The organism is Saccharopolyspora elongata, assembly GCF_004348985.1.
Lineage (GTDB): Bacteria > Actinomycetota > Actinomycetes > Mycobacteriales > Pseudonocardiaceae > Saccharopolyspora > Saccharopolyspora elongata.
This window is the reverse complement of the sequence record NZ_SMKW01000049.1, coordinates 23,934-36,566: the sequence shown is the minus strand read 5'-3', so window position 1 is coordinate 36,566 and position 12,633 is coordinate 23,934. Positions and strand designations below refer to the sequence as shown.

Below are 12,633 nucleotides of genomic sequence, written 5' to 3'. Positions count from 1 at the left end.
ATTCTGAGAGGATCCTGACGTGTTCAACTTCGGGATCGAAGGCTACCGGCCTCATTGGCTGAACGGTCGCTCCGCCGTCGTGGCGGCCCACGGCCGGCACCTGCGTGCGCTCATCGGCCGCCCGCTGACCGATGCCTGGCTGATCTGGGACGTTCAGGACAACGAGTGGTTCTCCGACTGCCCGGTCTTGCTCGACTTCACCGGAGAACAGGTTGAGATCAACCACCAAAAGTTCGATGACCTCTCGATCACCTGGAACACGATCGATCCCCACCAGCCGGTCCTGTGGCCCGACTTCGATCTCCAGTGGCGCCACGACATGCACGTTGAGCTGCACGCCCTCTACGGCCAGGTCCTTCAGGACGTCGAGCTCCTCGAATGGACCGGGCGCGACATCGCCCAGGGAACAGTCGCTGTCAGCTTCCACTTCCCCCACAGCCAACTGACCATCGCCAACGCCCTCGACAAGAACGAACTGACCTTCGGGCCACCCGAATCGCGCTACCAGCGTCACTCACTTCGCTAAAGCACTCGCCCCTGAAACCGGATCCTCAAGCGCCCTGACCGAGGCCCTAGGACTAGCCACAATCGGCAGATCACGATCTACGGCTGGAGTATTAGCCGCGATCCTTGTTCTGGTTCATCTGACCCTCGCCGCTGTGTGGCTGGGATCGATGGTGTACAGCCTCGTGGTGGTTCAGCCGCGGGTGGCGCGGTTCTTTCCCGACGAGCATCAGCGTGAGGATTTCCTGCTTGAGTTGGCGAGCGGGAACCGGTGGCCGGTAGCGGGCGTGATCTGCACCCTCCTGCTGAGCACCTCCGGCCTTGCCGCTCTCGTGCCGCAGCGGGTGGTCGCCTACGGTGCCGTCGCCGTGCTGTACGCGGCTGCCGGGACGGTGTTCTGCAACGTTTCGTGGCGGCATTGGCCTGCACGGGTCTTCGCCTCCGCCAACGAGTTGGCGTGGTTTCGCCGGCGGCTGCGGTGGCAGGCGTGGATCATGTTGGGGCTGGTCAGCACCGCGTTCGTCGTCGCGTTGGCCGCTAGCGCGGGGATGGTGGCGTGATGCTCGTGGTCATGGCGGGAGCCGGCGTCGCCGGATGAAGTGCGGTGGGACCCAGTTGCCGAGCCCAGTTCGGCCTGGGTCGCGGGAGCCGAGGGCATCGTCAATCTGGCCGGTGCACCTCTGGGTGGGCAGCGCTGGACACGAGGATACAAGTCCCTGTTACTGCGCAGCCGGATCGATAGTGCTCACACGCTTGCGGTCGCGGCAGCGGCAGCACATCGACCACCTCGGGTGATGATCTCGGCTTCCGGTATTCGGTTTTACGGCGTCGATCGTGGTGACGAGGTGCTGGGCGAGTCCGCGAGTGGTGTGGCGGACGGTTTCCTTCCCACGGTCACACGCGCCTGGGAGGAGGCGACCAGCCCGGCGAGCGCTGCGGGAATCGCCGTATGTCACTTGCGACTTGGCCTGGTGGTCTCCCGTTGCGGTGGATTCCTGCCCAGGCTGCTGCCCATGTTCCGAGTGGGGCTGGGGGCCACCTTGGGTAGCGGGAGCGAGTTCTGGAGCTACGTATCACTCGCCGACGCGGTCCGCGCGATCCGGTTTCTCATGGCCCGTCCAGGAGCTGAAGGGCCTTACAACATCGCCGTGCCCAACCCGATCCGAAGCCGGGCATTCACCCACGCGCTAGCGAGTGCGATCGGCAAGCAAGCGTTGCTGCGTGTGCCTACTGGAGCGCTTCGGGTAGCCATGGGTCAAGTGGCTCCCGAGGTCCTGGGCAGCTTGAGGGTCGTCCCTACCCGCCTGACCGAAGCGGGTTTCGAGAGCTGGCACCCAGACATCGCCTCCGTCTTGGATGACGCGTTACACCACTGACGCATCCTGGCGCCGCCGCTGCCGCAACTGTCGTATCGGCGCCAACACGACCGACTCGAGCCTGACTGGCTGAGACCTGTACCGCTCGAAAAGTCATCGCTGCATGTCGAGCCGCATACCGGTATTCGTCGATAAGTCCATCGAGGACGTGGGTGCGTAGCAACGTGCGGGCGTTGGCTTCGTGCGCTCGCTCGTGCTGGTGATGAAATTCGGGTGGTCGTCGTTGTCGGGCTCGGTGGGGCCGATGCTGGTTGTAGTGCCGCTGGTACTCGGCGAGGATCAGTCGAGCGTGTGCCTCGTTGAGGATCAGGATGTGATCGCAGACCTCGTTGCGGAGGGTTCTGATGACCCGTTCGCAGTGTGCGTTCATCCGCGGCGCTTGGGGTGCGCTGGTGAGGATGTCTATGTTCTCAGCCTGGAGAACGGCAGCCGAAGGCGCCGAATACTTCCTGTCGCGGTCGCGGTCGCGGAGCAGGAAGCGGAGCGCGTTCAGCCCTCTACCGAGATCGATGGTGAGGTTGCGGGCCTGTTGTGTGGTCCAGTCCTGGGTCGGGTGGTGACGCCAGCGATGTGTAGCCGCCGTGTGCCGTGTTCGAGGAACACCAGGGCGTAGAGGCGCTTGCCGAGCGCGGTGTCGATGTGGAGGAAGTCCGCCGCCAGGCGCGACGACTTTCGAGCGGTACAGGGTTAAGGGGTCGCAGGTCCAAGTGCTGTCCGCCGGACGTTGACGGAAGTCCGCTGACCGGCACGTACGCGCCGGTCAGCGGACTTCCTCGTGTCGTGGCGGCAGAGGGATCCGGCGGCAGGCTCATGACCTTCGCCGGGGTCGACCCTGCCGCGACGACGCGTTGGAACTGCTTGCCGCTGCTGCCGACCGCGGCGCCCGCGGTCTGAAGCTCTACCCGCCGATGGGGTTCTTGCCCACCGATGCGATCGTCGACCAGCTCTACGAGTTCTGCTCGGCACGCGGGCTCCCCGTGTTGTTCCACACCGGGCCAAGCGTCCCAACCCTGCACGCGAACAACGCGCAGCCCAGCCACCTCGACGGCGTCGCCCGGCGGTTCCCCGAACTCCGGATCATCAAAGGACATTGTGGACACGAGTGGTGGGAATCGGTGGCCGTGGCAGTGTGATTTGGCCCCGGTTTAGCACCGTCAACGGGCCCCACCGATCGGGCGAATTCCTGCTCGTAGTGTGCGAGTCGGTGGGTCGAGTTAAGGGTCTTAGATGGACAGTGCCGGTGAGGGGCCGTCCGCGTGGGAGCCGGGATGGTGTCCAGGGTGGAGTTGTTCGCGCTGATCCGGCGGGATGCCCGGGTGGAGGGGTTGTCGGTCCGGGCGTTGGCTGAGCGGCATGGGGTGCATCGCCGGACGGTGCGTCAGGCGCTCGGCTCGGCGGTGCCGCCGCCGCGGAAGATGCCTGTCCGGTCGTCGCCGGTGACAGGTCCGCTGCGCGGGGCGATGGACGAGATGCTGCGGGCGGATCTGGATGCACCGCGTAAGCAGCGGCATACCGCGCACCGGATCTGGGAGCGGCTGGTCGACGAGCACGATGCGACGATCGCGTATCGCACGGTCTCGAAGTACGTCGCGGCCCGCCGCCCGCAGATCGAGTTGGAAGCCCGCAACCGTGCGGGCGTCGTCGAGGGGTTCGTCCCGCAGACCCATCTTCTGGGGCAGGACGCCGAGGTTGACTTCGACACCAAATGTTTCCTTTTCACGTTGCGAATGTCGTTCTCCGGCAAGGCAATTCACCGCGTCTGTTCCTCGCAGGGTCAGGAGGCGTTCTTCGCCGGTCACGTCGCCGCGTTCACCGAACTTGGCGGCGTCCCGGCCGGGGAGATCCGTTACGACAACCTCTCCTCCGCGGTCCGGCGAGTCTGCTTTGGACGGTCACGGGTGGAGACCGGCCGCTGGGTCCTATTCAAGTCCGCCTACGGAATCACCAGCTTCTATTGCATGCCAGGCAAAGAAGGCGCGCACGAGAAGGGCGGCGTCGAGGGCGAAGGCGGCCGGTTCCGGCGTCGCTGGTTCGTACCAGTCCCGAAGATCGCCGACATCTCCGGGCTGGCCGGGATCAACGACAGGCTCGCCGCGGCGGACCGGGCCGAGGACGCCCGCCGCATCGACCAGCGGGTGACCACGATGGGCAGGACTTCGCGCTCGAGGCGCCGCTTTTGGCGGCGTTGCCGGTGGACGAGTTCGACATCGCGCTGACCACGACACCGCGGGTGGACCGCTACGCGCGGATCACCGTCCGGCAGGCGCTCTACTCAGTCCCCGCCCGGCTGATCGAGCAGACGGTCCGGGCGAAGCTCGGCGCGGAAGAACTGGTAGTGCTGCACGGATCGAGCGAGGTCGCCCGGCATCCACGGCTGACCACCAAGGGTGGGCAACACCTGGTGCTCGATCACTACCTGGAGGCCTGGCCGGCAAACCGGGCGCGCTACGTGGCGCGAAGGCGCTGGTCCACGCACGGCAGAAGGGCTGGTTCACCGCCACCCACGACGCGTTCTGGGCCGCTGCCCGCGCCAAACACGGTGACCAGGCCGGCACGAGGCTGCTGATCGAGGTCCTGCTGCTGCACCGGCGGATGCCCATGCGCATGTGATCGCCGGGATCCGCGCCACGCTCGAGGCCGGATCGGTCTCGCCGGACGTGGTCGCGATCGAGTCCCGTAAGCACGCCGCCGCAGCCGGAGACGCCACCGACGCCGCGGCCGGTGAGCTGCGTCCGCAGCGCAGCCGCAGCAAGGTCGTCTCGCTGCCCGAACGTCGCCGCAGCGGCGAGCTGCCGCCGGACTCCCGCCCCGTGCCGTCGGTCGAGGCCTATGACCAGCTGCTCAGTGACACTCCCAGGAAGGGGAACGCGTCATGACCCGCACCACCGCCCGCGGCCGGGATCAGATCACCGAGGAAGCCGCCGACGCCGCGATCGAGCAGGCATGCCGGATCCTGCGGCTGCCCACCATCCGCGACCGGTTCGGTGACCAAGCCGCTGCCGCGGCCCGCCAACAGGCCAGCTACAAGAGCTTCCTGTCCGAGCTGCTGTTCATCGAGTGCGAGGACCGCGAGGTGCGCCGCAAGGCTCGCCTGGTCAAGCAGGCCGGCTTCCCGCGCACCAAACGCATCGAGGACTTCGACTTCGCTGCGAACCCGAACGTCCCGCCCGCGCTCGTGCACACCCTCGCCGAGGGCGCCTGGATCCGCGCCGGGCAGCCGGTCTGCCTGATCGGGGACTCCGGCACAGGCAAGTCCCACCTGCTCATCGGGCTCGGCACCGCCGCGGCGGAGGGCGGGTTCAAGGTCCGCTACGTCACCGCCGGCGCGCTGGTCAACGAGCTCGTCGAGGCCGCCGACGACAAACACCTGTCCAAGACCATCACCCGCTACGGCCGCGTGGACCTACTCTGCCTGGACGAGCTGGGCTATCTTGAGCTGGACCGGCGCGGCGCGGAGCTGCTGTTCCAGGTGTTCACCGAACGAGAAGAACGCTCCAGCATCGCCATCGCCAGCAACTCCGCGTTCAGCGAATGGGCTCGCACCTTCACCGATCCCCGGCTCCGCGCTGCTATTGTCGATCGGCTTACCTTTGACGCCTCCATCATCGAGACCGGCACCGAGTCCTACCGGCTGCGCACCACCAAACGCCGCCGAGCCAGCTGACAACCGACCGCGACACCACTGCAAAATAGAACTCCGCCGCAGTGGAGTCCGAGACTGCTCGTGAGCGAACTGGTCCTTCCGCAAACCTCAGTCGGCCGACTCGTCCTCGGTGAGTTGCTGTTTCCCGGCGTCGGCATCAGGTGGCACCGCCTCGTCGCCGGAACCGATGCGCCGCCCGAGTGGACTCCCCAGAGCGGGCGCCATCGACCCCAGCTCGCCACTGTGAGCAGCGATGTGGTCGGTGGTAGGCGACGGTGTGACCACCGCGTTGCCTTCGTTCCGGCAGAAATGGAACAGCTCCGCAAAATTCGCGAACCGCTTTACTTCCCCCTGGCTTGGCTCGTACCGCCAGGCGATCCACTCACCGTCTGCGCCGGGTTCGGCAGGGTCGAGCAACCAGTAATCCTGACCGCCGGCCACCAGCAGCGACCGCTCGAAGATCGTCACCGGATTCCGGACGCTGTCGTCCTCTGGAAGCGAATCCCAGTCACCGAAAAAGTCCTCGGCAACGTCGATGGAGGTGCCGCCTTCGTCTGTGTCACGGAACCAGGCAAGGCGGTCACACGAGTACAGCTCTTCGATCCACCCGCCGACGCCGGGCCACCCATCGCTGGCCAGCAAGAATCCACGAAAGCTTGGCGGAAACCGAACAGCGAGACGGTGCTCGGCTGCCGCCACAGCCTGTTCGGTGGCAGGTTCGTATCCCAACCAGCCTGCCGCCCCCTGCTCCGCGGTGACGCCACCCCGGTCGGGCTCGTTGTCCGTGCGCACGCGCAGTTCACTGTATTCTCGCAGGTAGCCACGCCACTCCTGAGGCGTCTTCAGCGGCGCCGGGCTGGAGCCCCGACCACCCTCGTGAAGATCATCCAAAGTGCCGTTTCCTCTCGAATCACCAGCCAACGTCAGGGCCCAAGCAAGCGTGCCACCAACGCTGCCGGCATGACACGAGATCCACACAACACTGCCCTTGCAGGCAACACCGGGTGTCCCGAAGAACCCGCTCGGCCACGGCCTGAGAGGAGTGGGACTGCCCGCTGGATGAGGGCACGTTGGACGTGTTCACGGCCGAGATCCCCGTCGGTAAGCGGGTCGAGATCGACGCGGGAGCGATCCGTACTCCGCCGGATGGGTCCGGCGGAGTCGCTGGTACGGGCGCTGGAGGTTTTCATCGGAACCTGTCCCGGTGGTCCGCCGCGAGCTGGAGACGGACCAAGCCCACGCTCCCCTCCACCACGTCGTCGTCATCGACGAACACCATGCGACCGGCAGAAACAGGACAACGAGGCGGGGCCAAATCAGAGTGCCGCCCCGCCGAGTCGATCGACACGCGGGGCCAGATCAAGATGCCGACCGCCTCGGCAACCCCGCTGCCGGGGCCACATCAGAATGCCGAGCTGGGGCCAGTTCGACTTGCCGAAATCAAATCGGCGCTGGCGGTGGCCAAGCACCATCCCCACGTCTACGTCGACGTGTGCTGCTGGCAGGCGCGCTACCACCGCAACCCCAAGCGCTTCTACCAGAGCCTGCGGGCCATGCTCGACATAGCGGGCCCGCGCAAGGTGCTGTTCGCCTCGGGCTTTCCCGCCTTCGAGAAGCTCGTCGACGACGAGCGGTGGGTGGAGGTGTTCCGTTCCCCGGATCCGGCGGTGCTTGAGGCGGCCGGGGTGACCTTCACCGACGACGAGCGTGCACTGGTGCTCGCCGGCAACGCCCGCCGCGTGCTCGGCATATGAGGTGTGGCCATGGCGCTGTTGCTGTTCCAGCCGCAGCATGGGCTGTGGGCGTTGGGTGACTGCAGGCTGCACCAGGTCGAGCGGGAAGACCACTGCGAATGCCAAGGTGCCCCATTGCCACGAACAAGGTCTGCGTCGTTATGCCATTGCTCAGAACCAGTGCAGGCAGTGGGGGGAGCGCTCGGCGCGGAAGAGGGCGTCGGCGAGCATCGCCGCGCCCGGGCGGTGGGCCCGGATGTGTCCGGCGCGCACGAGCGTGCTCGGGGCGGTGCCGCCGAGGTAGACCGAGCCCAGGTCGCTCACGTCCAGGGACAGGTCGGGCTCCCGGTCCGTCGGGACGCAGTCGGCCTGGCCGTCCCGGACCGTCAGCAGGTAGCGGCCGTGCTCGCCGAGGAACGGATCGTCGACGTCGAGGACGAGTTCGCCGTCCATGAACCAGCCGCGCGCGGTCAGCGCACGCGGGACGTCCAGCAGCCGCACCCAGAGCCAGTCGGTGTCGTCGTTCACCTGGCCGGCGCGGAAGTCCGCGAGTTGCCAGCGCAGTGGGTGGTCGGGCGGGAATTTCTTGAACACTACCTGGGCGACCAGGTCGTGTCCGAGTACGAACTGGGCCAGGGCTGTGGAGACGGCGTCGTCGATGGCGACGGTCTCGTCGACGGTCAAAGTGCCGGGCTCGGCGAGCGAATAGCTGGCGTACCCGTCCGGGACGCCGTCGGCGTCACGGTGGACGGCGACGTAGCGCGGCGCCGGAGAGACCGGGGGCTGCCCCGCGCCCAAGGCCCACCAGTGGCGCGGCCGGGACAGCGCGCCGGGCTGTGCGCGGCGGTACCGGTCGTAGACCTCTTCCAGGATCTCGCCACACTCGGCACGCCGCAGCAGCTCTACCGATCCGGTCGCTGCGAAGTCGGCCGTTCCGCGCGCCCGGGGAGCGGCGAGGGCTGCCTGGTGGCGCGGCACCACCAGTCGCTGCGTGTAGGTCGCAGGTCCGTAGCCGAACCTGCGGTAGATCAGGGCCTCGGAGGCCAGCAGTGCGGAGAGGAACTCCCCTCGGGCCCGCAGCTCGGTGAGCTGATGTCGCATCATCGCGCTGAGCACGCCTTGGCGTCGGTGCGAGGGCAGGACGCCGACCGCGGTCACCCCGGCGGCCGGGGCGAGGATCTCCCCGGGCAGGGTGAGCTCGAAGGAGTACGCACCGGCGGTGCCGACGGGCCGCCCGTCCGCCGTGGCGAGCAGGTTGCGGTCCATTTCGAGCGCCGACCACCAGCCCCCGCCGCCATCGGGTGGGGGTTCCGGGAAGCGCCCGAACGCGGCATGGACCGTGTCGACGAAGACGTCGAGGTCCTGGTCGGTCGTGGAACGGATCTCCATTGCTGCGGCTGCCTCCCCGGGATACCGGCACCACGACTCGTGGTGTCCCGTCACAGTGCAGCGTCGACCCGTGGCTAGATCAAGTGATTTACGGTGTCCGCCGCTGGCAGTGCCGCACGGCGCAGCCGCGCCGGGTCCGTCCGGGGCAGGGCCGCTGGCGCGTCCAGCTGCCAGCCGGTCTCGTACGCCTCGGCGAAGCGCTCGTCGCCGAGCGCCGCCCGGCCACGGCTGGTCAGCGTGCGGACCTGCGGGTCGGTGTGGTCGTGGGCGCCCCGCAAGCGGGCTGCCGCGCCGAGAATGACGGCCAAGTCATGGTTTTGCCCGTACAGCGCGGCGAGGCCGGCCACGGTCACCGCCACCGTCGCCACGATCGGCATGTCCTTGCTGTCGACCGCCGCCGCGTACGCCCGGCCCAGTGTCTCCTGGGCGCCTGGCCCGTCGCCGAGTTCAAGGCAGAGCGCGCCCCGCACCGCGCCGACCAGCGCCTGCCCGCCGTCGAACGCGAACGGGGGTTGCTCGGACAGCTCGGCCTCGGCCGACTCGATCAGCTCGCGCGCCCGGTCCAGGTCACCGAGCCGCATCTGCAGGCCGGCCTCCCGCGCGTCGAGCAGCATCGCCATCTCGGGCGTCGCCGAGCGCAGCGCGCGCTCCCGGGCCGCGGCGATCATCTCCGGCCCGTCGACCAGTCGCCGGCTGATCGACGGCGACGCCTCGATCTCTTCCAGGCAGGCCAGTCCGACCGCGGTCAGCGCGCCGCCGAAGCCCGGCAACTCCGGATAGCTCAGCAGCCGGTCGGTGAGCGCCCGCCGCTCCTCAATCGAGTCGTCGACCAGCGAGCCCTGGGTGGCGATGGTGTTGAGCAGCAGCACCCCCTCGGCGATGTCGTGCTCCACGCTCGGCCGCTGGGCCGGCACCGCGACTGCTTCGCCGAGCCAGTAGGCCGCTTCGGGGTGCCGGCCGAGCATCTGCCAGTACCAGGTCAGGTTCACCGCGAGCCCGATCGCGCCGCCAGCGTCACCGGTGTCGCAGAGGTGGCGCAGGGCGGCGAGCACGTTGTCGTACTCGGTGCGCAGCACGTGGAGTGCGTCGAGCTGCTCGGGGCCGCGCAGCAGTGGGTCATGGCGGGCGACCAGCTAGGCGAAGTGGTGGGCGGCCAGGCCCCGCACGCCGGTCAGGGTGCCCTGCTCCCATTCCTCGATCTTCGCGTACGCACCGGTGGGTCTTCACATCAGGGCAGCGCCCGTGTCAGCGCCGTGTGCGCCCCGTGTGAGCGGCCCGCTGAAGTCTTGGCCTGTCGCGGAAAACAGGCTTCAGAAGGGATCCTCATGCATGACGTGGTGATCGTGAGTGCCGGCCCGGTCGGTCTTCTGCTCGCCTGCGAGCTCGGCCTCGCGGGCTGCTCCGTCCTGGTACTCGAGCGGGAGCCGGAACCCGGCTCCCCGTGGCGGGCGGACCCGCTCGGGCTGCGGGGCCTGTCCGCCACCTCGGTCGAGGCGTTCTACCGCCGCGAGATGCTGCGCCCGCTGCTGGCGGCGTCGGGCATCCACGACGATCCCGGCCCCGACGCGGACGAGCCGGCGCCTCCCAGCGGCGTGGGCCATTTCGCCGGCATGGTGCTCGATCCGGCCAAGGTCGACGTCGCTGCCCTGCCGTTCCGGCTTCCCAGCCCGGCGCCGGACTTCTTGTTGACCAGCCTCGAGGCGGTCGAGTCGGTGTTGTCCGAGCGGGCAGCCAAGCTGGGCGTGGAGATCGGGCGCGGCGTCACCGTGGAGGCCATCGCACGGGACGAGCAGAGCGTGGTCGTGCACGCCGGTGAGCGCGAGTACGCGGCGCGCTGGGTCGTCGGCTGCGATGGCGGACGCAGCGTGGTGCGTGGGCTCGCGGGCTTCGAGTTCGTCGGCACCGAGCCGCAGTTCACCGGCTACACCATGCTCGTCACGGTCGCCGATCCCGAGAAGCTGCGACCTGGGATCAACCTGACGCCGACGCGGGCTGCTCGACACCTACACCCGCGAGCGCCATCCGATCGCTGCCTGGGTGCTCGACTGGACGCGCGCCCAGGCGGTGGCCATGCGGCCGGATCCGCATGGCCAGGCGGTCCAAGGACTGATCCGCGACCTGATCGGGACCCGGGCCGGAACGACCTACGTGTTCGAGAAGGTGTCGGGCTCGGCGATCCGCTACGACCTCGGCAGCGAGCAGCCGCTGGTCGGCCGCAACGCCCCGGACTTCCGTTTCGGAGACGGCACTCGCCTCGGCGACCTGATGCAGGACGGACGAGGCGTCGTGCTGGATTTCAGCACCGACCGCCGCCTGCGCGATTCGGCGACGGGCCGGGAGAGCCGGCTGCGTTATGCGGCCGGGGCGGCGAAGAACGACCTCGGATTGGGCGCCGTGCTCGTCCGGCCGGACGGCATCGTCGCCTGGGCAGGCGATCGCGACTTCGACCGGAAAGCGTTCGAGCGGGCCGCGAACCAGTGGTTCGGCACTCCGGAAGGCTGAGCAGCGCTCCATTTCCCCGGTGAATCTTCCTTCCCCCGAACCGATTTCGAGGAGTACGCATGACGATCACCCTCCGACCGGGGAGCACCGTGGTGTTCACCGGCGATTCGATCACCGACTGCCAACGGCTGGACAGCGAAGACGGCCTCGGGTTCGGCTACCCGCTGCGCATCGCGGGCGAGTGGGGCCTCCGGCATCCGGACCGCCCAGTGACCTGGCTGAACACCGGAATCGGCGGCAACAAGGTGATGGACCTCGAAGCCCGCTGCCAGGCGGACGTGCTCGACGCGCGCCCGGACGTGGTGTCGATCCTCGTCGGGGTCAACGACATGGGCTGGCACATGCTGGATCCGGAGGGGTACGTGATTCCCGTGGAGGAGTTCGAAGCGGGTTATGACCGCTTGCTCGCGCCCCTCGCCGCGGCGGGCACGGAGCTGATCCTCATCGAGCCGTTCCTCCTACCGATCCACGGCGTCGTCGAGGCCGGTGTCGCGCTCATCGGGGAGGAGGAGCGAAAGGAGTGGCGCGCCGACCTGAACCCGAAGATCCGGGTGGTGCGCGAGCTCGCCCGCAAGTACGGCGCGAACCTGCTTGCCGCAGACGGCATGTTCGCCGAGCTCGCCGCGACGACCGGGCCGGAGTACTGGGCCGCGGACGGCGTGCACCCGACGCCGGCCGGTCACGCCGCACTCGCGGCGGCCTGGCTGCGCCTGGTCGCGTGACCGCGCCTTGCGATCGCACGCGACACCGGCGATCGCAAGGCGTTTCGCCGATGCAGGCAGGAGCAATCGCTCACCGACCGCGCAGCGTTACCGAACCGGCTGGGTCGAGGTGGACCCGGCAACGCTCGGACTCCTGTGCACCGCGAACGGCGGCCGTGCCGGGCTCGACAAGGAACCGTCCCTGCTTCCCCGGCCCGGAGCGGAGTTCTACGACCAACCGGCGCAGGGCACGACCTCGAATCCCCGACTGGGGAAGACGGCGTCCATGAAGAAGTCGTGCATTGCCGGATCGTCGTCGGCGCAACCGTCCCGCAGCACGGTCACTTCGTAGCCGCGGTCCGCCGCGTCGTAGCACGTCGCAGCCACCATTGCGCTGGTCGCGACTCCGGCGATCGCGAGAGTGTCGACGCCGCCGGCGCGGAGCACGAGGTCCAGATCTGTGCCGGCGAACGCGCTGGCGCGGCGCTTCAGCACGACGACGTCCTCGTCGGCGACCGGCAGATCGACCTCGGTTCCGGCCGATCCCTCGTGGAAGGTGTCCCCGGCTTCGTAGAACGTCCTGAACATCGCGTTGCCCGGCGGCAAGTCGGCCCCGTTGCCCCGGACGGCGAAGCGCACGAACACGACGAGAGCACCGGCCGCGCGGGCGCGCGGGAGCAGTTCGGTGAGCGGCGGGATGACCTGCCTGGCGAACGGGTAGCTGCTCGTGATGCCCCGCTGGACGTCGCCGATGATCAGTGCGGTGGTCACGACAGGCTCCTGTC

General features: G+C 68.4%; 13 protein-coding genes and 2 pseudogenes. 10 read left to right on the top strand and 5 right to left on the bottom strand.

The features are described from left to right. The first annotated feature begins 19 nt into the window (after window positions 1–19). From E1288_RS29960 to E1288_RS50485, 3 genes are all read left to right on the top strand, one after another. Window positions 20–526 (top strand): hypothetical protein, encoded by a 507-nt coding sequence (locus tag E1288_RS29960; RefSeq protein WP_132490961.1) that lies wholly within the window; start codon window positions 20–22, stop codon window positions 524–526. 265 nt (window positions 527–791) lie between these two features. Beyond that, entirely contained in the window at window positions 792–1,064 is a 273-nt protein-coding gene (locus E1288_RS29955; protein ID WP_132490958.1) for a hypothetical protein, read from the top strand. 39 nt (window positions 1,065–1,103) lie between these two features. Next, complete coding sequence (locus E1288_RS50485) at window positions 1,104–1,880, top strand: TIGR01777 family oxidoreductase (protein ID WP_132490955.1); 777 nt, start codon at window positions 1,104–1,106, stop codon at window positions 1,878–1,880. On the opposite strand, the gene E1288_RS49075 is transcribed toward E1288_RS50485, so the two are convergent. Continuing rightward, window positions 1,801–2,280 carry an integrase core domain-containing protein gene (locus tag E1288_RS49075; protein WP_408014080.1) on the bottom strand — a complete coding sequence of 160 codons (480 nt, stop codon included), beginning with the start codon at window positions 2,278–2,280 and terminating at the stop codon, window positions 1,801–1,803. The genes E1288_RS50485 and E1288_RS49075 overlap by 80 nt on opposite strands. Window positions 2,281–2,728: 448 nt before the next feature. On the opposite strand from E1288_RS49075, the gene E1288_RS29940 reads away from it, so the two are divergent. The 3 genes and pseudogenes from E1288_RS29940 to istB all read left to right on the top strand — a co-directional run bounded on the left by E1288_RS29940 (window position 2,729) and on the right by istB (window position 5,544). Next, window positions 2,729–3,013, top strand: coding sequence for an amidohydrolase family protein (locus E1288_RS29940; protein ID WP_165968317.1), 285 nt, complete (start codon window positions 2,729–2,731; stop codon window positions 3,011–3,013). A 135-nt stretch (window positions 3,014–3,148) separates the two neighbouring features. Next, window positions 3,149–4,756, top strand: a pseudogene (gene istA / locus E1288_RS29935) (IS21 family transposase). Then, the gene (istB, locus tag E1288_RS29930) at window positions 4,753–5,544 is read left to right on the top strand and encodes an IS21-like element helper ATPase IstB (RefSeq protein ID WP_132490949.1); all 792 of its coding nucleotides are present in this window, start codon (window positions 4,753–4,755) and stop codon (window positions 5,542–5,544) included. The pseudogene istA and the gene istB overlap by 4 nt, the downstream one beginning before the upstream one ends. An 87-nt stretch (window positions 5,545–5,631) precedes the next feature. On the opposite strand, the gene E1288_RS29925 is transcribed toward istB, so the two are convergent. Beyond that, window positions 5,632–6,414 (bottom strand): SMI1/KNR4 family protein, encoded by a 783-nt coding sequence (locus E1288_RS29925; protein WP_132490946.1) that lies wholly within the window; start codon window positions 6,412–6,414, stop codon window positions 5,632–5,634. A 185-nt stretch (window positions 6,415–6,599) separates the two neighbouring features. Here E1288_RS29925 and E1288_RS29920 point away from each other — a divergent pair, with 185 nt between their 5' ends. Continuing rightward, on the top strand, window positions 6,600–7,277 hold the full coding sequence (locus E1288_RS29920) for an amidohydrolase family protein (RefSeq protein WP_235883893.1): 678 nt from the start codon (window positions 6,600–6,602) through the stop codon (window positions 7,275–7,277). Between the two features lie 150 nt (window positions 7,278–7,427). Here E1288_RS29920 and E1288_RS29915 read toward each other — a convergent pair whose 3' ends face one another. Then, window positions 7,428–8,645 (bottom strand): GNAT family N-acetyltransferase, encoded by a 1,218-nt coding sequence (locus E1288_RS29915; protein ID WP_132490943.1) that lies wholly within the window; start codon window positions 8,643–8,645, stop codon window positions 7,428–7,430. Between the two features lie 74 nt (window positions 8,646–8,719). After that, window positions 8,720–9,721, bottom strand: a complete 1,002-nt coding sequence (locus E1288_RS29910) for a hypothetical protein (protein WP_207954632.1) — start codon at window positions 9,719–9,721, stop codon at window positions 8,720–8,722. Window positions 9,722–9,763: 42 nt separating this feature from the next. Between E1288_RS29910 and E1288_RS49070 the strand changes: the two are divergent. From E1288_RS49070 to E1288_RS29900, 3 genes and pseudogenes are all read left to right on the top strand, one after another. Further along, window positions 9,764–10,546, top strand: a pseudogene (locus E1288_RS49070) (FAD-dependent oxidoreductase); the annotation flags it as partial. Between the two features lie 136 nt (window positions 10,547–10,682). Beyond that, window positions 10,683–11,147, top strand: coding sequence for an aromatic-ring hydroxylase C-terminal domain-containing protein (locus E1288_RS49065; protein WP_235883894.1), 465 nt, complete (start codon window positions 10,683–10,685; stop codon window positions 11,145–11,147). A 59-nt stretch (window positions 11,148–11,206) separates the two neighbouring features. Further along, window positions 11,207–11,869, top strand: coding sequence for an SGNH/GDSL hydrolase family protein (locus tag E1288_RS29900; protein WP_132490940.1), 663 nt, complete (start codon window positions 11,207–11,209; stop codon window positions 11,867–11,869). 207 nt (window positions 11,870–12,076) lie between these two features. Here E1288_RS29900 and E1288_RS29895 read toward each other — a convergent pair whose 3' ends face one another. After that, window positions 12,077–12,619 (bottom strand): cysteine hydrolase family protein, encoded by a 543-nt coding sequence (locus E1288_RS29895; protein WP_132490937.1) that lies wholly within the window; start codon window positions 12,617–12,619, stop codon window positions 12,077–12,079. Between the last annotated feature and the right edge of the window lie 14 nt (window positions 12,620–12,633).

Bases quoted from the DNA above. Each gene is read 5' to 3' on its own strand.
- istB (WP_132490949.1), top strand. From the start codon at position 4,753: ATGACCCGCACCACCGCCCGCGGCCGGGATCAGATCACCGAGGAAGCC.
- E1288_RS29915 (WP_132490943.1), bottom strand. From the start codon at position 8,645: ATGGAGATCCGTTCCACGACCGACCAGGACCTCGACGTCTTCGTCGAC.
- E1288_RS29900 (WP_132490940.1), top strand. From the start codon at position 11,207: ATGACGATCACCCTCCGACCGGGGAGCACCGTGGTGTTCACCGGCGAT.